The organism is Larsenimonas rhizosphaerae, from assembly GCF_023700005.1.
Classification (GTDB): Bacteria; Pseudomonadota; Gammaproteobacteria; order Pseudomonadales; family Halomonadaceae; genus Larsenimonas; species Larsenimonas rhizosphaerae.
Window position 1 is genome coordinate 570,971 of sequence record NZ_JAMLJK010000001.1, and the last position, 17,587, is coordinate 588,557.

Below are 17,587 nucleotides of genomic sequence, written 5' to 3' on the forward strand. Positions count from 1 at the left end.
GGCCTGATTAGAAGAGCCCCAGTTGCTTCAAGTCATCGGGCGGGGTCAGGCGTACGCCGACACCGAGCAGGCGTACCGGTCTGGCCCGGCGGTGCCAGGCTTCATCCAAAAGGTGCTGATAGATCTCAAGGCCGGGCGTGACGCCGCTGGTTTCAAGGGTCGTGATGCTGAAGTCGTTGAAACGCACCTTGACGAACAGCTTGTTCAGCGGGGGATGCTCGTGACGGGCCAGCCGCTCGTCGAGTTTGACGACCAGCGCTGTCACGGCCTGTTGACAGGCCGCAAGGTCGGGCAGGTCCTGATCGAAGGTGGTTTCCACACTGACGGACTTGCGCTCGCGGGTGATATTGACCTCCCGGTGGTCGATGCCACGCGACAGTTCATAAAGGCGCTGGCCGAACTTGCCGAAGTTCTCGAGCAAACGGGCCAGTGACACGTCCCGGAGTTCCGGGCAGGTGCGGATGCCCAGCCGTTCTAGTTTGGCAGCGGTCGCCGGGCCTACGCCGTGCAGCTTGCTGACGGCCAGCTGGTCGATGAAGGCATCTGCCTGGTCAGGGGTAATGACGCGCAGCCCATCGGGCTTGTCCCAGTCACTGGCAATCTTGGCGAGAAACTTGTTGGGCGCTGCCCCGACTGAAAGCGTGATGCCGGTCCTCGACAACGCCTGTTCCTTCAGCCAGCGCGCCATCCAGGTGGCGCTGCCCTGAAACCGGATGACATCGCTGACGTCGAGATAAGCCTCATCCAGTGATAGCGGCTCCACCTTTGGCGTCAGCTCGAAAAAAAGCGCCTGAATATCGGCGGAAACGGCGCGGTACCTCTCGAAGTCCGGCCGAATGATTTCAAGTTCCGGGCAAAGCTTCAGTGCCTGGGCACTGGGCATGGCGGAGCGTACGCCGAAGGCGCGGGCCGGATAGTTACAGGTGGCGATGACGCCGCGGTGATCGGCGCGACCGCCTACGGCGATCGGGCGATCAGCCAGCGCCGGGTTGTCGCGCATTTCGACGGCGGCGTAGAAGCAGTCGCAATCAGCGTGAAGAATCTTTTTCATGCAGGCCGGCAGGCGTGAGAGGGCTTTCACGTTCGGCGCGACGAGCCGCACATCGCGCCAGGATGTCGCGCTGATCGGTCTCGCTCAGACCGCCCCAGGCCACGATTTCATCAATATGACGCAGACAGCCCTGGCATACTCTGTGCTCATCCAGCGTGCAATGCTTTATACAGGGTGATGGCACCATTCGTGATTGATCCCGCCGGTTCATTCGACCGACGGGCTCCCGAGTCATGTATGTATGCACAGTATCGCCCGGCAATGTGCCCGCTTCAAGCGTAAGCGGCCAGGCGTTCCATCAGAGGGGCAAGCCGGCCCGGCATCAGGGCATCTTCCACGGCGCTGATGCGTAATACGTGTCCCAGCGCCGGATGGGGCGGGCGATGCACCACCACACCTCCATCAAGCAGGTCGCGCTGGATATTTTCGGCCATGTCGCTGTTGGGCAGGCGCAGGGCGACAAAGTTGGTGTGGCTTGTCATGACATCAGCGCCGGCATCGGCCAGTCGTGTGGCCAGGCGCGTACGTCTGTCGATGACATCCTGCACGTGCTGCTGCACTTCAGTGTCATGATCCAGTACGGTTTCCGCTGCTGCCAGGGCGACGGAGGAGACCGCGTAATGAATGCGCACCGTATGCAGCGCCTGAATCACCTCGGGCGAGGCGATGGCGTAGCCGATCCGCAGCCCGGCCAGCCCATGGGCCTTGGAAAAGGTGCGCAGCCGCAGGGCATTGGGAAGCGGGTGGCTGTCGATCACCTCGGCACCGAATTCGTAATAGGCCTCGTCGAGCAGCAGCCAGCAGTGCTCGGGCAACCCCTGTGCAAAGGTGTTGATCTCTTCCTGGGTATAAACCGCGCCGCTGGGGTTGTCTGGATTGGCCAGGTAGACCATCACGGCGCCGGTCTCCCTCACCGCCTGATCCAGGGCAACCAGGTCCGGTGCGAGCACGCCGGGGCGATCCTGATAGGCCACTTCATGCACTACAAGCCCCTGACCTTCAGCAAAGTAACGGAAGGTGGGGTAGGTGCCGGCACTGGTTACCACGGTGCTTCCTGTGTCGCAACAGGCGCGCAGTGCCAGTGCGATCAGGCTGTCTGCGCCGGCATCGACAATCAGTTCATCCATGGCTCGCCCCAGGTGTTTACCAAGCCGGGTCCGCACGCCAAAGGCGTCGGCATCGCCGTAGGCGCGGGCATGACGGGCGGTTTCCTCACCCAGCAACGTGGCCAGCGCATTGTGTGGCATGTCCAGCCCTTCATTGGACCCCAATTGATGGGGCAGGCGGCGGTCAAGCCGACGCTCGAGGGCCTTGAGCCCCGGGAACGGGTTGCGCGGACTATCGGGCGTCAGGTGTGAGGCGTAGCGAGGCATGGAAGATCCTTTCAGGCAGTACAGCAGATTCAAACCCTGTCAGTAACGTCGGGTTTCGTTCAGGGCACTGGCATCCAGCGCGCCGCGAAGGGTGTGTTGCCACACCGGGGCAGGCTGATGACCATGGTAAAGGGTCAGTGCCAGCGTATAAGGGTAGAGGGTGCGGTCCGTGAGATGCAGCGCCTTGCCGGCGTCGAGGCGGGTAAGCAGTTGCCACTGATCCGCCTGCAGTTCTCCCGGGGGGGTGGCGTCCGGCCAGGCCAGTACCTGCAGTGTGCTGGAGGAGGTCAGCATTGCACGCAGCAGGGCTTCCCTGAAGTGACCCACCGGCGCGGGGAAGAACTGGTCGATGGTGGTGGGTGGCAACAGCAGGATGTCCGGCGTGGAAGCCTCGGCCCATGGGGCCTTTTCTGCCAGGGTATGCGCGACCTGACGCCCGAGATCATGCAGGGGATCACGTTCCTTGGGCGTTTCACTGGAGGAAAACAGGGAGCAGCCTCCCAGCCACAGCGTCATCAGTAACAGGGCAGCGAGGCGTGTCATAGGGTGATGTCCCTCTCAGCCGGGGTGAGGGGTGCGTCAATGAAGGCCAGCAGGGCGTTGAACAAAGGCTCCCGTATCTCGGGTGATTCATTGACCAGGTGATGCCTGGCGCGGGTATGGCGAACTACCCGTGCTTCGGGAAATTTTTCCCTGAGCAGCGGCAGGTTCCATCGCCAGTCGACGGTAAGGTCCTGCTCGCCCTGCAGGATCATCGCAGGCAGACAGATGGATGGTCGCTGGCGAATATCCCGGATCCAGACCTTCATGGCACTGACCCAGGCCACCGACAGCGCCGTGGCCTGCAGTGGATCATCCTGACGCAGGAATCTGGCAAAGGCTGCATCGGTGCTGTTGGGGCGAAACGTGCGCTTGAGGCTGCTGACAAAGGGGCTGAGTGCCCAGTGTATCCAGCGGGTCTGCTGCCAGCCTCTGGGACGTACCAGCGGTGCCAGCAGACACAGGCTCTGCCAGGGGGTGGGCGTATCCGCCAGGGCATCGGTGGCGAGTATTGCGCTGCCGGTACTCTGCCCGAGACCGACCCATGGCGTCGGTGCCAGTCGCTGCCGATCAACATGGCTGCGCACCTGGTGCAGGCACTCTACATAGTCGTCAAAGGCGGTAATCGAGGCACGCTCTCCGCTTGAAAGGCCATGCCCGGGGAGGTCCCACAGTACGACCTGCCAGTGCGCCTTGAGCAGGGCTTCCAGAATATGGGCATAAAGGCCCAGATGATCGAAATAGCCATGGACGATGAATACGGTGCCGCGTGGGCCGGGAGGACACCAGACCTGCGCCCACAACTGCCAGGCCGTGGCATCAATCATGCCGCAGTGCACTGTTCTGGCATGCGGCAGGCAGTGGTCCAGCCCGTAATGAGCCATGTAGTCGCCCAGGACGCCATCCAATGAGGTTACGGGCGCCAGCGGGCCTGTCTGGGACAGCGTGCAGAAATCGGGCAGTGGATCGGTCATGGGTACCTGACGTGAAGCGGGCCATAACGGGCAATGGTACCCGGGATAGCACCTGGCTGGAATCCTGTAGTGTAGCGGTACCGGGCCGATGGTGGGCGTCAAGGGGGCTCTGCCATGATGTCTCGGCCATGACCGGGCCGTATTTAGGCCCGAAACGCCCTGTCAGCAGGTCGTGCTTCATGCCCTGCCTGATGCTTACGTGGACCCGGGGATGCCGGCGATGCCTTCCAGCGCTGAATTACTGCTGCCAGCCTGAGGTAATACGCTGAAGCTGCCGTCGGTTTCAAGCACTACGGCATATACGCTCTCTACGTCAGTGATGCCCTTTTCACGAATGGCGGCGCAGATTTCGGCCCGGACCACTCGTTCACGCTGCAGGGTGTCTTCACAGTACCTGCCGTTGAACAGCAGAAGTGACGGTCTGGACTTGACCAGGTTCTTGACGCGTTTCGAGCGAACGGACGTGAAGGTGATAATAAACTGCAGCAAAATGATGATCACGAACGCGGTAACGCTCTGCGTAAAGGGCACCTGGCTTGAGGTCAGCGCGGTAGACAGCGTCGAGCCCAGTGCGATCGTGACCACGAAGTCAAAGGCATTCCATTTGGACAGGGTGCGCTTGCCTGAAAGCCTCAGTATGACGATCAGGGTCAGGTAGCTGCATATGCCAATGACAATGGTGTGAACAATCGGGTTCATGAATACGTTTTCCGCATGGAAAGGGCAGTAGTGCCGAGGTCACAGCCTAGGTGTTTCATGAGGGCCTGTCAGTGCGCCCTGTCGAATCAGGCCTGCCGGGCTCCGGTTTAACAACGCTGGTGGCGAAAAATGCCCCAGGCCAGTGTCAGCCAGCCGGCCATCAGAAGTGTGCCTCCGACGGGGGTTACCGGCCCCAGCCAGGACGGGGCGCCGAGTGTCAGTGCATAAAGGGAGCCTGAAAACATCACGGTGCCCGCCATCCACAGCCGCACGGCGGCACGTTGTGCGGTAAAGGCATGCTGCTGTCGCCAGACCAGTACCAGCATGATGGCGAGGGTGTGCCACATCTGATAGCGCACGGCGGTTTCCCAGGCATGAAACAGGGCCTCTGAGACGGTGTCCTGAAGGCCATGCGCGCCGAATGCCCCTGCCATGACACCAATGAATCCGCTAAAACAGGCGGCCATCCATTCGATTTTTTCCTTCATCGTGTACACTCCCCCCGCGTAAATTGATAAACGCCACATAACATTAATAAGACCCGTCACTGCAAGTGATCGTTTTTGCAATGAAAACGGGTAACTCTGGAGCACGCCAATAATGGAATTCATCCAACAGATCGAGAGTGCCATCCATGTGGTAATGGATCCGGTCAGTAACTTCATCTGGAGCTACGTCCTGATCTATCTGCTGCTGGGCGCAGGCTTGTGGTTTACTGTTTTCACGCGCTTCATGCAGTTCAGACTGCTAGGTCATATGGGGCGAATCACCTTTTCCGGGCGTAGCAGCGGCGAAGGCATCAGTGCCTTTCAGGCCTTTGCCACCTCGCTTGCTTCCCGCGTAGGCACCGGTAACCTGGCAGGTGTGGCCATTGCCCTGTGGGTCGGTGGTCCGGGCGCTATCTTCTGGATGTGGATGACGGCGCTGGTGGGGCTGGCCACGGCCTTTATCGAGTCCACGCTGGCACAGGTGTACAAGGAGCCTCATGCCGATGGTTCCTTCCGCGGTGGCCCGGCCTATTATATGGAACGAGGCCTCGGCAAGCGCTGGATGAGCGTTATTTTCGCCGTATTCCTGCTGATTGCCTACGGACTGGCCTTCAATGGCGCCCAGGCCAATACCATTGCCCAGAGCATGGAGCAGGCGTTCAGTATTCCGACCTGGCTGACCGGCGTCATTCTGGTTGCCATGACGGCGCTGATCATCTTCGGTGGGGTCAAATCCGTGGCACGTACGGCAGAAAAGATCGTACCGGTCATGGCCATTGCCTACCTGCTGGTGGCGCTGTTCATTCTGTTTGCCAATATCAGTCAGGTGCCCGACATGCTGGCGCTGATTGTGAAGAGTGCCTTCGGTTACGGCCCGGCCGTCGGTGGCGCAGTGGGATATACCATCAAGATTGCAATGGAAAACGGCATCAAGCGTGGTCTGTTCTCCAACGAATCAGGCATGGGTTCGGCGCCCAACGTGGCAGCAACGGCCAGCGTCAAGCATCCGGCTGCACAGGGGCTTGTGCAGTCCTTTGGTGTGTTTGTTGATACGCTGGTGATCTGCAGCTGCACGGCGGTCGTGATTCTGCTGTCCGGTGTCTACGATCAGCTGATGACCAGCAACCCGGGCCAGAAAATCGAAGGTATTACCCTGACCCAGCAGGCCATGGGTGATCACCTGGGCGTGTTCGGTACCTGGTTCATTGCTGTTGCGATCTTCCTGTTCGCCTTTACCTCGATTATCGGCAACTATGCCTACGGCGAAATCAACATCGGGTATCTGTTCAAGCGCAAGCCCGCGTTCGCCATCAATGCCCTGCGCATTGCCGTGCTGGCCATGGTGATGATCGGTTCCGTGGCACAGCTTGATTTTGTCTGGGCCTTTGCCGACTTCGCGATGGGGCTGATGGCCACCACCAACCTGATTGCCATTATCCTGCTGGCGCCGGTGGCGTTCCTTGTGCTGAAGGATTACGAGCGCCAGCGCAAGTCGGGTGTTCGTGAGCCCGAGTTCGAGGGCAAGGTGCTTGATCAGTTGTCCCGGGGTGCCGGTGACTACAACAAGGACGTCTGGTAAGTCCTGATGGCCGGACGGTGAGAGGGCGGGCCATGTGCTCGCCCTTTCTCTTTTCGCTATACTGGCGCGGCCTGCTTCAGGCTCAGGAACAGGAAACCCATCATGCAGTTGCTTATTAACGGTGAATGGCAGCACCTCGAGGACACGCGAACCGTGTCCGAACTGCTTGACACCCTGGGACTTGCCGGCAAACGGGTTGCCGTTGAACTCAATGAATCCATTGTTCCACGCTCTACCCACGCCGACGTTACGCTTGCCGACGGCGACCAGGTTGAAATCGTACACGCCATCGGTGGCGGCTGAACGCCACTCTTTATTGCCGGACATCAACGCTATTACTGGAGAGTCTCATGACCGAGTCAACTCGGCTGGATGCGCCGCTGACCATCGCAGGTCGGACCTTTAACTCCCGATTGCTGGTAGGCACCGGCAAATACCGCGACTTCGACCAGGCGCGTGATGCGATTACCGAAAGTGGTGCTGAAATCGTGACCGTGGCGGTGCGTCGCTCCAATCTGGGCCAGAATCCCGATGAGCCGAACCTTCTGGATATTATTCCGCCGACGCGTTATACCATCCTGCCCAATACGGCCGGCTGCTTTAACGCCCGTGACGCCGTGCGTACCTGTCAGCTCGCCCGTGAACTGCTGGATGGCCATAACCTGGTCAAGCTTGAGGTGCTGGGTGATGAGCACACGCTGTACCCCAACGTCATGGAAACCCTGAGCGCGGCACGCACCCTGATTGATGATGGCTTTGACGTCATGGTCTACACCAGCGATGACCCGATCGTGGCGCGGGAACTCGAGTCCATGGGCTGCTGCGCCATCATGCCGCTGGGCTCGCTGATCGGGTCCGGGCAGGGGCTGTTGAACCCGCATAGCCTGTCCTTGATCATTGATCATGCGCGCGTGCCGGTGCTGGTGGATGCCGGGATCGGGACCGCTTCGGATGCGGCGCTGGCCATGGAGCTGGGCTGCGACGGCGTGCTGCTGAACTCCGCCATTGCTCACGCCCGGCAGCCGGTGGTCATGGCGCGTGCCATGCGCCAGGCGGTGGAGGCCGGTCGTAATGCCTGGCTTGCCGAGCGTATGCCGCGCCGCACCCTGGCCCGGGCATCTTCTCCCACTGAAGGGCGTATCAACGCCTGAATATATCGTTTTGAGTAGCAGGCATGAATGATTCGAACGGCACCGGGACCGATATCCCGTACACTGGCGCGCCGCGCCGGGAAATCAAGAGTTACGTTCTGCGCGGCGGCCGGATGACGGTCGCCCAGGCCCGTGGTGTGGAAGAGGTCTTTCCCCGTCTGGGCCTCGAGCTGGCCCAGGGGCGGCTTGACCTGAAGGCCCTGTTCGGCCGTGAAGCCCCCTGCGTGGTGGAGATCGGGTTTGGCATGGGGGGATCCCTGCTCGAGCAGGCGATGGCGCATCCTGATACCGACTTTATCGGCATCGAGGTTCACGTGGCCGGTGTGGGCAAGCTGCTTGATGAAGCTGACAAGGCCGGCCTGACCAATCTGCGGGTCTTTCGCGAGGATGCACTGCGGGTGCTGGATGAAGCACTGCCGGCAGACAGCATCGATACGCTGCAGCTCTTCTTCCCTGACCCCTGGCCGAAGAAAAAGCACCACAAGCGCCGTATCGTGCAGCCGGAGTTTCTGGCGCGGGTAGCGCGGGTATTGAAGCCTGAGGGCCGCTTTCACATGGCGACCGACTGGGAGGCCTATGCCGAGCACATGGCCGAGGTAATGGAAGCCTCTCCTCTTTTTGCCAACACGGCACCGGAAGGTAGCGTCTATGTGCCTCGACCCGAGTTTCGGCCCCTGACCAAGTTTGAACAGCGTGGGGAGCGTCTGGGGCATGGCGTGTGGGATCTGATTTACGTCAATCAGACGGGGACGCAGCCCGAGTAACAGACAAAAAAAAGCCGCCCCAGTTTCGAGACGGCCAATCGGTTGTGCAAAGAATACGATGAGGCTTCACAACTCATCGTATTCGAGCGTAACACAAGCGTTTCAAAGTCCTTGTTATTTTAAGTAAAATTTGAGCTTTAACGCGTAAGTGCCTGATAAGTGTTTCTGCAACGGGGCAGCCCGCTTCGCGTACCGGAATCTTCACTTGTGCCACAGTTTTTAACCATGGTTTAATTTGTGCACCGGGGTATTTCCCGCGAAAGACTCTCCAGCAAGGCATGCATGTTCATGAGTAATGATTCCTCCTCCGATTACCTCCCCGGCGAATTGAGTGCCATGCGCGCTGCCCAGTCGGCGCTGGATGGCAACAAGCGCGGCATCAAGGGATTACTGCCCTTTCTTGGCCCGGCCTTTATCGCTTCCGTGGCCTACATTGATCCAGGCAACTTCGCGACCAATATTCAGGCTGGTTCGACCTACGGCTATCTGCTGTTATGGGTCGTGCTGGTGTCGAACCTGATGGCCATTCTGATTCAGTCCATGTCGGCCAAGCTGGGAATTGCTACCGGCATGAACGTGCCCGAGGTATGTCGGGCGCGCTTTCCGCGTCTGGTGACCTGGGGGCTGTGGGTGCAGGCTGAAATCATTGCCATTGCCACCGACCTGGCCGAGTTCATCGGTGGGGCGCTGGGACTGCATCTGCTGTTCGGGATCGACCTGTTTCCCGCCGCAGTCATTACCGGGGTATTTTCCTTCGCGCTGCTTGAACTGCAGCGGCGGGGGTTTCGGCCGCTTGAAGCCGGTATTACAGCGCTTCTGGGCATTGTGGTCGTCGCGTTCAGTTATGAAGTCTTTGTAGCCAAACCAGATGGCGCCGCCCTGCTGACCGGGCTGACCGTACCCCGGTTCGAGGGCATCGACAGCGTCATGCTGGCGGCCGGCATTCTGGGGGCTACCGTGATGCCGCATGTGATCTACCTGCATTCAGCCCTGACCCAGCGTAGGGTCGTCGGCCGCTCGGAAGAGGAGCGCAAGCGCATCTTTCGCTTCGAATTCATCGATATCCTGATTGCGATGGGGGTGGCCGGGTTCATCAATGGCGCGATGCTGGTCATGGCTGCCGGCCTGTTCTTCGGCAGTGATGTCACGATCACGACACTTGAAGGAGCCTTTGCCCGACTTGATAGTCATGTCGGCTCGCTGGCAGCCATTCTGTTTGGAGTAGGTCTACTGGCCAGTGGCTTTTCAAGCTCATCGGTCGGGACCATGAGCGGGCAGGTGGTCATGCAGGGCTTTTTGAAGATCAGTATTCCGTTGTACCTGCGTCGACTGATTACCATGGTGCCGGCTCTGGGCATTCTGGCTGCCGGTGTAGACCCGACCACGGCATTGGTAATGAGCCAGGTCGTCCTGTCCTTCGGGATTCCCTTCGCACTGATCCCACTGCTGCTTTTCTGCTCCAATCGGGCACTGATGGGCTCGCTGGTCAATCATCGTCTGACTACTCTCGCGGCCTGGACCATTGCCACTGTCATCATTGCCCTGAATGTTTTCCTGCTGCAGCAAACACTTTTCTAAAGTCCGGCCGGAAGCGGTCGATAAAATGAAGGTCATGTTTTAATGTGCGTTACCCGTGGTTGTTGCCACGGGTTTTTTTATGCCTGCTATCGGGTACCGGCGACGTTGTCGGCCTTGTTCTTCTCGGTGCGCAGGGTCTGCTGTTCCCGCCGCAGCCTCATTCTTTCCCCGGTGGCCTTTTCCCGTCCCTGTCGTTCAGCACGGTGCAGATCACGTGCCTGACGTTCAACCCGGGTGCGCTGGCTATCGATCTGTCGTGCCTTCAACCGCTGTTGCGCCTGGGCCCGTGTATCGCCTTGCTGCATGGAAGACGGCGTTACCTCGGCCAGGGCAGGGGATACGCCGACGATCAATGATGCCAGGACAAGTGCGACAAGGCACGGGAGGGAAGCGGTCATGTCGGGTCTCCGCGAACAGGAAATACCTGAAAGATGGGTCGAAACCGGATTCTCGTCCAGAATCAAGTTTCATGGCCTACACTTTACGCGGTGCATTTGCCAACGCGACAAGGAGGACTTCATGGCACAGCAACGTTCAACGCCACAACCCCCGCTTTCAGAAACCGATATCGATTATGAGCCGCCTGTCACCGCGTCCGATGACGACGTTCAGGGAGACGCCATGAACGGCACGGCAGATACCATGGATGCCGAGCAGCTTCCTCAGGAATTCGAGGACGAGGCCAGTATGGCCGTTACCGGCGGTCGTGACCGGGACGAGGCGCTGCTGGAAGAGAAGGAGCGCCAGCTTGAAAACGAGCTGGAAGTTACCGATGCCGATGCCGAGGGTATCGAAGGTAATATCAAGTCACTTGATTTCAATGATGACGATGACATGAGCGCGGTGACGCCCTCGGATGCCGAGGACGACGAAGACCGCCTGCCCAACTGAGCCTGGTCAGCAACTGTCTGTCACGCTCGTCTGGAAGCCCCGTATTACGGGGCTTCCTTGTACTTGTCCTGATACTGCTCGGCCATCTCCTCGCAACTGGTACGAATCGAGGCTCTTTGCGCGTCGTTATCCGCCGTTTCCAGCCGATCAAAGCAGCGCGTTACGGTTTGACGTTCATTGGCCTGCTGTTCCGGGGTCTGATTGGCGCGAATCAGATAAATCAGAATGGTGTAGACAATCGCCACGAAAATCACGGCGCCGAGCATCAGCATCAGGCAGCCACGTTTCTGGCGAGGAGGAGAAGTTGGCTCGTTCACGTAAACATCCTGGGTGGTTGAAGCGCAGTAGAAAGGATAAACCGTCAGAGGGTGCCAATGTAGCAAATCCCGGCCCGGTGAGGGGAGCGACGTTTGGCCGCGACGGCAAGGCAGGGTAGACTGCTGTATATCTGCTCAGTGCTTTTGCCGCCGCCATGAGGTCTCGATGTCTCGCCCGGTACTGGACGACCCCCATTATTACCTGCGTAATTTCTGTTTTGTGCTCGACTGGCTGACGGCGCGCTATGCACCGCTGCTGGAAGGCGCTGAAGCCGCGTTCATTACCGCCTTTCATGACCTGCCGGAATCAGCCCGGGCGCTGCTGGTCCGCATGGCGATGCGCAAGGGTGATCACTTTCGTCACCATCGATTGAACTACCCGGAAATCGGATCGACCGCCGCCGCGGTGGCACCCTTGATTGAGGAGGGCCTGGTGGTCCGTAACGTTGCCCTGTCACTGCCCGAGGCTGCTCCGCTGATGAGCAGTGCCGATGTCAGTACGCTGGCGCGCCGGGAGGGAGTGACTGGCCGCAGCAAGGGCGACCGGGTTGAGGCATTGATCGCACGGTGCGGCATGGCCCCGGCTCCCTTTGATCACTGGTGCGCGTCGGCCACGACCGAGCCGCTTTACACCCTGACCTGCAGTGAGATCCTGCTGCGTCTACGCCTGATGTTCTTCGGTAACCTGCGGCAGCACTGGTCAGAATTCGTGCTGGCCGAGCTGGGCGTTTACCGCTTTGAAACAGTCGCCTTTCCAGAGGCGGCGCGCGCCTTTCACTGCCGGGCCGATATCGATCTTTATCTGGCCCTGAGTACCCAGCGTGAGGCGCTGGATGCCGGTGAATCCCCCAATGCATTATTGCCCAGTGTGCCCGAGGTGGCCGCAGATAACGCCTGGTTGACCGGGCGGCGGGACCGGCTGCTGTATCAGCTGGGTCTTGCCGCGCAGCGACAGCAGCAAACGGAGACCGCACTGGCCGCCTTTGAGCAAAGTGGTGACAGTGAGGCGCGAATGCGCCGGTTGCGCCTGCTTGAAAAACAGGACCCCCAGGCCGCCTGGGTTCTGGCGGATACAGCGTGGGCAGCCCCCATCAGTGAAGCGGAGGCACAGCAACTGGCGCGCCTTCGCCCCCGGCTGGCCAAACGGCTGGGGCATGTGCTGGTACCGGATGCGCCACCACCGGCGACGCCTTCCTGCACAGTGACACTGCCTCGCAGTGCCTCGGTGGAACGTGCGGTGGCCGAGGCCTTTACCACACCGGATGCGCCGGTGGTTTATGTTGAAAATGCCCTGTTCAACACCCTGTTTGGCCTGCTTTGCTGGGACGCCCTGTTTGCGCCGATGCCGGGGGCGTTCTTTCACCCCTTTCATCATGGGCCGGCCGATCTGTTTCGCCCGGATTTTGTACATCGGCGAAAGGCGCTGTTTGATCAGGCGCTGGCGCGTCTGGAGGATGGCCGGTATATGGACTGGATTGCCCGGATGCGGTCAGAAAAGGCCGGACTGCAGTCGCCCTTTGTCGTATGGGGGCTATCTGACCAGGTGCTGGACCTTGCCCTTGCCTGCATTCCGGCAGCGCATCTGAAACTGATATTCACGCGACTCTTGCACGACATCAAGGCCAACCGGGCCGGCTTCCCGGATCTGATTCAGTTCGAGCCGGCGAAGCAGCGCTATCGAATGATCGAGGTCAAGGGGCCCGGGGATCGGTTGCAGGACAACCAGAAACGCTGGCTGGCGGTATTTGCCCGGCACGATCTACCGGCAGAGGTGTGCCATGTTCGCTGGGATGACAGCGACAAGGGAGATCCATGAGCGAGCCTGGTATCGAGGCATCACCCTACCGGGTCGCGGTGCGAAGCCTGTGTGACTTTACTGCACGTACCGGCGATCTGGATCTGCGCTTTACCCCCTCACCGACCGCGCAGGAGGGGGTAGAGGGGCATCAGCGGGTGGCGGCCGGACGAGGCGAGACGTTCGAAGCCGAAGTTACCCTGTCGGCGCGGTCGGGTCGGGTAGAGGTCAGCGGGCGTTGTGACGGCATTGACATGCAGGGCCCGCACGGGCCGGAAGTGCAGGAAATCAAGACCCACCGCGGGGCACTGGATGCCATGCCGGCCAATCAGCGGGCACTGCACTGGGCCCAGGCATGTGTCTATGCCGCTCTGATCTGTCGGGCGCGAGCGCTTCATGGCATGCAGGTGGTACTGATTTACTTCGATATTGCCACCGAGCAGGAAACCCGGCTGGAGCAGTGGTGGAGTGCCGAGGCCCTCGATGATTTCTTCATCGATGAGGTGACACGCTTTCAGGCCTTTGCCGATCAGGAGCTGGCGCATCGCGCCGCACGTGATCAGGCACTGACAACGCTTGCCTTTCCCTTTGCAGATTTTCGCCCCGGCCAGCGCCCACTGGCCGAGAACGTATACAAGGCAGCCCATCTGGGGCGTCATGCCCTGCTGGAAGCCCCGACCGGGCTGGGCAAGACCCTGGGCACACTGTTTCCCATGCTGAAGGCCATGCCGGACCGGCTGGATCGGGTTTTTTTTCTGACGGCGCGAACGACCGGTCGGCAGCTGGCGCTGGATGGCCTTGCTGCGCTGGGGGCCGCCGACCGGGTGCCGGTGCGAGTGCTGGAACTGCGCGCCCGAGACAAGGCCTGCGAGCATCCTGATCTGGCCTGTCACGGTGATTCCTGTCCACTGGCGCAAGGGTTCTATGATCGCCTGCCGGCCGCGCGCCAGGCCTGTGCAACGCAGACCGGGCTGCTGGATGGTCCGGCCCTGCGTACTCAGGCCCTGACGCACGGTATCTGCCCGTATTATCTGGGGCAGGAGATGGCGCGCTGGTCGGATGTCATCATTGGCGACGTCAATCATTACTTTGATCTCAGTGCCATGCTTCATGCATTGACGCGGCAACAACGCTGGCAGGTGGGCGTGCTGGTGGATGAGGCGCATAACCTGGTCGATCGCGTGCGGGGCATGTATTCCGCCCATCTGGATCAACATCGATTTCGCGCGGTGCGCCGTCAGACCACGCCCCCTCTGCGTCAGGACATGGACCGCCTGCAGCGGCAATGGCTGGCTCTGAACCGAACGGTACTGGGAGATGAGCGTACGGAGGCAACGCCTGCCGAGTATGGTGAGCTAAAGGCACTGCCCACCGGGATGATTCGAGCCCTTAAAGGAATCTCGGCGACGCTGACCGAGATGATGGCGACCTCGCCATTGCCGCTGGACAGTGACCTGTTGAACCTTTACTTCGATGTACTGCACCTGATTCGCCTGGCCGAGCGCGTTGACGAAGACCACTTCATGGCGGACCTTGAGGTTATCACTCCGGCGCGTGGCCGATATCGTGATACCCGGTTGAGCCTTCGCTGTGTGCTGCCGGCCGCTCTGCTGGCCCCTCGCTGGCAGGCGGCCCGGTCTGCGGTGCTGTTTTCTGCCACCCTGAGCCCGGCGGCCTATTATCGACGCCTGCTGGGGCTTGAAACGGCGACATACCACTCGGTAGCGTCCCCCTTTACCGCCGGACAACTGCAGGTGCATGTGGAGCGACATGTATCAACGCGCTACCGCGACAGGGCAGCCTCGCTGGCACCAATGGCCAGGGTGATGGCTGATCGGTTCATGCAGCAGCCCGGCAATTATCTGGCCTTTTTCAGTAGTTATGCCTATCTGCGTGACGCGCGGGCGGCCTTCATGCAGGCCTTTCCATCCATCCCGGTGTGGGCGCAGGACGCCCGTATGGACGAGTCCGCCCGCAGTGCCTTTCTGGCTCGTTTCGAGGAAGGCGGGCAGGGGATCGGGTTTGTGGTGCTGGGCGGCATTTTCGGCGAGGGCATTGATTTGCCCGGCACGCGATTGATCGGAGCGTTTATCGCCACGCTGGGACTTGCTCAGGTTAACCCGGTCAATGAAGCGATGCGCCGACGGCTCGATCAGTACCTGGGTCATGGCTACGATTACGTGTACCTGTACCCCGGATTGACGCGCGTGGTGCAGGCCGCCGGGCGAGTGATTCGAACGCCCGAGGATACCGGCGTCATTCATCTGATGGATGACCGCTTTGACCGGGCCGAGGTGCAGGCGCTGTTGCCGACATGGTGGGAGCTGGGACGTCACGACCCTGAATGAACAGAGCGTCGCGGTGCGGTGGGTGATCGGGCAGGACTGCTCGATGGATCAGTCGTCAGGGGCCTGTCGGCACAGCAGCTGGTGTCGACGCCGCCACAGGTAGATACCGGCAGCCATCAGGCCGGCGGTCAGGGCAATACTGGCAGCAGCCAGAGACCACAGGGCGTGTTCGGCATCAGCATCGCGGCGATCAAGGGTGTCTTTCAGCGCATGAAATACCCGGCCTTCCAGGGTGTGCAGGTGATCAATGCGGGTGGTCTGAAGGCTGAACCACCGGGAGGGATCGCGATCGAATCCGCCATGGCCCGCCTGGCGCACAATCCAGTCTCGTTCGGCCTCGATGTCCTGTTCATTGACGGCCTCCATCACAGCCTCGCCACTGTGCACCATGGCGGGAGAGGCCTGAATGCGAAAGGCATAGAGGTAATTGCTCTGCTGCCGGATCAGCGACATGAAACGGCGGAACTGTGCCGTCGGCATGGCATCGTTGGCATAGGCCCAGGCCCCCAGGGCGCGCTCAAGGCCGGCATCGTCCTTGAGCAGGGCCAGGCTGTACCAGCTGAGCCACTGGCGCCTGATCATGATGTCATCGGTATGGGTGGAGGCGTCCTTCAGATCAGTTATCAGATGGCGGTTTATCTCGGTGTAGTAACGAAGCAGCCCATCCAGCTCGTAGTGGTGGGCATCGACAAGTTCACGCGTGCTGCCAAGCGCATCCAGGCGCTGGTGCATCATGTCGTTGCTGGTATGTTCAAGCGATTCGGGCAGTGCATCACGCAGGGAAGTGTAGGTTGCCTGCCAGCGGGAGAGGGCTTCGTCGGTCGCTGTACGCTGGCGCGTCAATTGCCGGGTCAGTGTGGCGCTGTCATCACCCAGTACGGCTGCAGATAATCCACGCTCGCGCTGCAGTTGATGCACGAGTTCACTGCCGGCCATGGTCAGCCTGGCGAGCTGAAGCTCATGGCCTGCCTGATGTGTAATGCGCCATTGCTGAAGGGCACTGAACAAGAGGAAGGCCACCAGGAGTGCTCCGGACCCTGCAAGCCCAGCCGCAATGGCCAGACGGAAGGGCGAGTAAGTGAAGCGTTCCATGATGGCGTGGCCCGATGTGGCGAAGGAATTACCCGATAGCAATGTTATCGCAGGTTATACCGGTAGCTTTAGCACGGATGAGTCCTGTCCTGGTGTCAGGCGCTGGTCGTGCGGTATCGGGCATTCACAAAGCAGTACCCGCCATAGGCGATAAGCCCCAGCGCGACGGCCAGCAGCAGCCATGGGCCGAAGGGCTGTTGGGCCACGGTTGTCAGCGCACCGCCCAGCCCCTTGGCCTGGCTTGGGTCCGTATGAAGTGCTGAAAGGCACAGGAATCCGCCAATGATCAGGAAGACCACGCCGCGGGCCGACAGCCCCCAGCGGGCAATGGCATCAGCGATCCTGAGCTGATGTTCCGGCATCTTTTCGGTATGCCAGCTTTTGCGGTAACTGCGTTTGATGGCGCGCTGAAACTGACGCAGGCCGACAAGCGCCACGATAATGCCCAGAACACCGATGGCAATCAGCCCGCCGGGGTGCTGCATGACCATGGCCGTGCGCTGGGAGGTGCTTGAGGAGGAGCTGGCACTTTGCATCAACAGGTTGATGCAGCGCCATGCGACGGTAGCGTAGGTGAGCCCGCTGATGACAAAGCCCGTGCGTACCAGAATGCCTTTCAGGCCGTTGCCCTTGTCTTCGGAATCCAGTACCGCCTGAATGATGCGCCAGGCGGTATAGCTGAGCAGGCCTATGGACAGAACCACCATCAGAGTCGTTCCCAGTGTTTTCGAGGCCATGTGTGTCACTGCTTCGGAGGCGCCGCCTCGTTGCCCACCCAGACCGAAGGCAGCCATGGCGGAGAGCCCGCCGATCAATACGTAGACGATGCCCTTGGCCGTGTATCCGGCTCGTGCTGCCAGCGAGACGCCTCGCTGCGTGTTGCCGCTTGTATGGTTCATTACAATTCCCTGTATATGATGCGCATGGACGCTTCTTGCGGCGCGCTT

At 60.4% G+C, this 17,587-nt stretch carries 19 protein-coding genes; 8 read left to right on the top strand and 11 right to left on the bottom strand.

Annotation, left to right across the window (positions count from 1 at the left end):
* Positions 1 to 7: 7 nt before the first annotated feature.
* The 7 genes from dinB to NAT21_RS02525 all read right to left on the bottom strand — a co-directional run bounded on the left by dinB (position 8) and on the right by NAT21_RS02525 (position 5,125).
* Complete coding sequence (gene dinB / locus NAT21_RS02500) at positions 8 to 1,051, bottom strand: DNA polymerase IV (RefSeq protein WP_250935413.1); 1,044 nt, start codon at positions 1,049 to 1,051, stop codon at positions 8 to 10.
* On the bottom strand, positions 1,029 to 1,286 hold the full coding sequence (locus tag NAT21_RS15550; protein WP_350355148.1) for a DUF1289 domain-containing protein: 258 nt from the start codon (positions 1,284 to 1,286) through the stop codon (positions 1,029 to 1,031). Before NAT21_RS15550 ends, dinB begins: the two co-directional genes overlap by 23 nt.
* Positions 1,287 to 1,323: 37 nt before the next feature.
* A complete protein-coding gene (locus NAT21_RS02505) occupies positions 1,324 to 2,424 on the bottom strand; it encodes a pyridoxal phosphate-dependent aminotransferase (protein ID WP_250935416.1) in 1,101 nt (366 codons plus the stop codon).
* 39 nt (positions 2,425 to 2,463) lie between these two features.
* The gene (locus NAT21_RS02510; RefSeq protein WP_250935419.1) at positions 2,464 to 2,967 is read right to left on the bottom strand and encodes a hypothetical protein; all 504 of its coding nucleotides are present in this window, start codon (positions 2,965 to 2,967) and stop codon (positions 2,464 to 2,466) included.
* Positions 2,964 to 3,938 (bottom strand): alpha/beta hydrolase, encoded by a 975-nt coding sequence (locus NAT21_RS02515; protein ID WP_250935421.1) that lies wholly within the window; start codon positions 3,936 to 3,938, stop codon positions 2,964 to 2,966. The genes NAT21_RS02510 and NAT21_RS02515 overlap by 4 nt, the downstream gene beginning before the upstream one ends.
* Positions 3,939 to 4,133: 195 nt before the next feature.
* A complete protein-coding gene (locus NAT21_RS02520) occupies positions 4,134 to 4,637 on the bottom strand; it encodes a DUF421 domain-containing protein (protein ID WP_250935424.1) in 504 nt (167 codons plus the stop codon).
* Between the two features lie 107 nt (positions 4,638 to 4,744).
* Complete coding sequence (locus NAT21_RS02525; protein WP_250935426.1) at positions 4,745 to 5,125, bottom strand: DUF423 domain-containing protein; 381 nt, start codon at positions 5,123 to 5,125, stop codon at positions 4,745 to 4,747.
* Positions 5,126 to 5,237: 112 nt separating this feature from the next.
* Between NAT21_RS02525 and NAT21_RS02530 the strand changes: the two genes are divergently transcribed.
* The 5 genes from NAT21_RS02530 to NAT21_RS02550 all read left to right on the top strand — a co-directional run bounded on the left by NAT21_RS02530 (position 5,238) and on the right by NAT21_RS02550 (position 10,197).
* Positions 5,238 to 6,704, top strand: a complete 1,467-nt coding sequence (locus NAT21_RS02530) for an alanine/glycine:cation symporter family protein (protein ID WP_250935428.1) — start codon at positions 5,238 to 5,240, stop codon at positions 6,702 to 6,704.
* A gap of 102 nt (positions 6,705 to 6,806) precedes the next feature.
* Positions 6,807 to 7,007 (top strand): sulfur carrier protein ThiS, encoded by a 201-nt coding sequence (gene thiS, locus NAT21_RS02535; RefSeq protein ID WP_250935431.1) that lies wholly within the window; start codon positions 6,807 to 6,809, stop codon positions 7,005 to 7,007.
* A gap of 47 nt (positions 7,008 to 7,054) precedes the next feature.
* Complete coding sequence (locus NAT21_RS02540) at positions 7,055 to 7,855, top strand: thiazole synthase (protein WP_250935432.1); 801 nt, start codon at positions 7,055 to 7,057, stop codon at positions 7,853 to 7,855.
* A gap of 23 nt (positions 7,856 to 7,878) precedes the next feature.
* Complete coding sequence (gene trmB / locus NAT21_RS02545) at positions 7,879 to 8,619, top strand: tRNA (guanosine(46)-N7)-methyltransferase TrmB (RefSeq protein ID WP_250935433.1); 741 nt, start codon at positions 7,879 to 7,881, stop codon at positions 8,617 to 8,619.
* A 288-nt stretch (positions 8,620 to 8,907) separates the two neighbouring features.
* Positions 8,908 to 10,197 carry an Nramp family divalent metal transporter gene (locus NAT21_RS02550; protein WP_250935434.1) on the top strand — a complete coding sequence of 430 codons (1,290 nt, stop codon included), beginning with the start codon at positions 8,908 to 8,910 and terminating at the stop codon, positions 10,195 to 10,197.
* Between the two features lie 86 nt (positions 10,198 to 10,283).
* On the opposite strand, the gene NAT21_RS02555 is transcribed toward NAT21_RS02550, so the two are convergent.
* Entirely contained in the window at positions 10,284 to 10,595 is a 312-nt protein-coding gene (locus tag NAT21_RS02555) for a hypothetical protein (protein ID WP_250935435.1), read from the bottom strand.
* 121 nt (positions 10,596 to 10,716) lie between these two features.
* Between NAT21_RS02555 and NAT21_RS02560 the strand changes: the two genes are divergently transcribed.
* On the top strand, positions 10,717 to 11,088 hold the full coding sequence (locus tag NAT21_RS02560) for a hypothetical protein (protein WP_250935436.1): 372 nt from the start codon (positions 10,717 to 10,719) through the stop codon (positions 11,086 to 11,088).
* A gap of 44 nt (positions 11,089 to 11,132) precedes the next feature.
* Here the strand turns inward: NAT21_RS02560 and NAT21_RS02565 are convergent, their stop codons facing one another.
* Complete coding sequence (locus NAT21_RS02565) at positions 11,133 to 11,405, bottom strand: hypothetical protein (protein WP_250935437.1); 273 nt, start codon at positions 11,403 to 11,405, stop codon at positions 11,133 to 11,135.
* Positions 11,406 to 11,571: 166 nt separating this feature from the next.
* Between NAT21_RS02565 and NAT21_RS02570 the strand changes: the two genes are divergently transcribed.
* Positions 11,572 to 13,221 carry a VRR-NUC domain-containing protein gene (locus tag NAT21_RS02570; RefSeq protein ID WP_250935438.1) on the top strand — a complete coding sequence of 550 codons (1,650 nt, stop codon included), beginning with the start codon at positions 11,572 to 11,574 and terminating at the stop codon, positions 13,219 to 13,221.
* The gene (locus tag NAT21_RS02575) at positions 13,218 to 15,548 is read left to right on the top strand and encodes an ATP-dependent DNA helicase (RefSeq protein ID WP_250935440.1); all 2,331 of its coding nucleotides are present in this window, start codon (positions 13,218 to 13,220) and stop codon (positions 15,546 to 15,548) included. The genes NAT21_RS02570 and NAT21_RS02575 overlap by 4 nt, the downstream gene beginning before the upstream one ends.
* A 48-nt stretch (positions 15,549 to 15,596) precedes the next feature.
* On the opposite strand, the gene NAT21_RS02580 is transcribed toward NAT21_RS02575, so the two are convergent.
* Together NAT21_RS02580 and NAT21_RS02585 are read right to left on the bottom strand one after the other, a co-directional pair.
* Entirely contained in the window at positions 15,597 to 16,640 is a 1,044-nt protein-coding gene (locus tag NAT21_RS02580; RefSeq protein ID WP_250935442.1) for a nitrate- and nitrite sensing domain-containing protein, read from the bottom strand.
* Between the two features lie 95 nt (positions 16,641 to 16,735).
* The gene (locus NAT21_RS02585; protein WP_250935444.1) at positions 16,736 to 17,539 is read right to left on the bottom strand and encodes a DUF1206 domain-containing protein; all 804 of its coding nucleotides are present in this window, start codon (positions 17,537 to 17,539) and stop codon (positions 16,736 to 16,738) included.
* Positions 17,540 to 17,587: the final 48 nt, after the last annotated feature.